The organism is Blautia sp. MSJ-36 (genome assembly GCF_018917985.1).
GTDB lineage: Bacteria > Bacillota > Clostridia > Lachnospirales > Lachnospiraceae > Blautia_A.
In genome coordinates, this window is record NZ_JAHLPQ010000066.1 from 1 (window position 1) to 876 (window position 876).

The 876-nt window shown below is 42.2% G+C and carries 3 protein-coding genes; all 3 read left to right on the forward strand.

Annotated elements, in window-relative coordinates; all coding sequences use genetic code 11:
* The first annotated feature begins 130 nt into the window (after positions 1–130).
* A complete protein-coding gene (locus KQI39_RS17125) occupies positions 131–319 on the forward strand; it encodes a hypothetical protein (protein WP_216419774.1) in 189 nt (62 codons plus the stop codon).
* Positions 320–324: 5 nt separating this feature from the next.
* Positions 325–507: a hypothetical protein gene (locus tag KQI39_RS17130; RefSeq protein WP_216419776.1), complete on the forward strand. Its 183-nt coding sequence runs from the start codon at positions 325–327 to the stop codon at positions 505–507.
* On the forward strand, positions 497–876 hold a 380-nt coding region (locus tag KQI39_RS17135; protein WP_253293237.1), incomplete at its 3' end, for an SPFH domain-containing protein. The genes KQI39_RS17130 and KQI39_RS17135, both read left to right, overlap by 11 nt.

The window sequence follows — 876 nt, forward strand, 5'->3', positions numbered from 1 at the left end:
CAGACATGATCATTATTACGGATAACATCTGATGAAGGAAGAACCCCTTCTTCTGTTATCTGATTTATAGAAACTTATTAACCAAGTAGTCTTGATTGACTACATCATTATTATACTAGAAGGTGATTGAATGAGTTATAAGAACAACGAAGGCTATCCGGATCCGACAGCTGGTAAGGCAATCAAGGCAGCAGGCCGGATGCCGACACACATTTACAATGTCAGTTGCGCGTTAAATGCTGTAGCAGGGCTCCATGGACTTGAAATCATGGGCCTGAGAGATAAGAAAACAGGAAAAGAGTGGCCACAGAGGGGGTGAGTAGTATGTGGGTAATATTTCTTGGTTCCGGTATGGTGTTCGGAATCGCAGCCCTGGTGCTGGCCTGGATAGGAAGCAGAGTGCTCCTGTCGATCAGGCGGCAGCAGAAGAAGTTTGAAATTGAAGATGAAACTTACAACAAAGTAAAGAAAGCAATCAAAGAAAAGGAGATCGAAAATGAAGAGTAAAGTTATTATCGGAATCGTGGCAGCAGTAGCAGTTCTTGGTGGAGGATACACAGTATCAAGGATGGATTTTATCGGCACAGGCAAAGTCGGCATTGTTTATAACTATAAAGACGGAGTACAGGATAAAGTGTTGACTCCGGGAATGCACTTTATTGCACCAATGAACAAAGTAAAGGAATTTAGTACCAGCAATGAGATCCTTGTTCTTACAAAGGACAAGAGGGATGGCAGTAAAGAAGATGATTCCTTTAAAGTAGCCACATCAGACGATGCCAGTATTGCAGTATCTTTCCAGATGAGTTACCGGTATGATCCAGACACAGTGATTGATACATACAAGCGTTTTAAAGGAATGGACGGAGAGGATAT

Bases quoted from the DNA above. Each gene is read 5' to 3' on its own strand.
- KQI39_RS17125 (WP_216419774.1), top strand. From the start codon at position 131: ATGAGTTATAAGAACAACGAAGGCTATCCGGATCCGACAGCTGGTAAG.
- KQI39_RS17130 (WP_216419776.1), top strand. From the start codon at position 325: ATGTGGGTAATATTTCTTGGTTCCGGTATGGTGTTCGGAATCGCAGCC.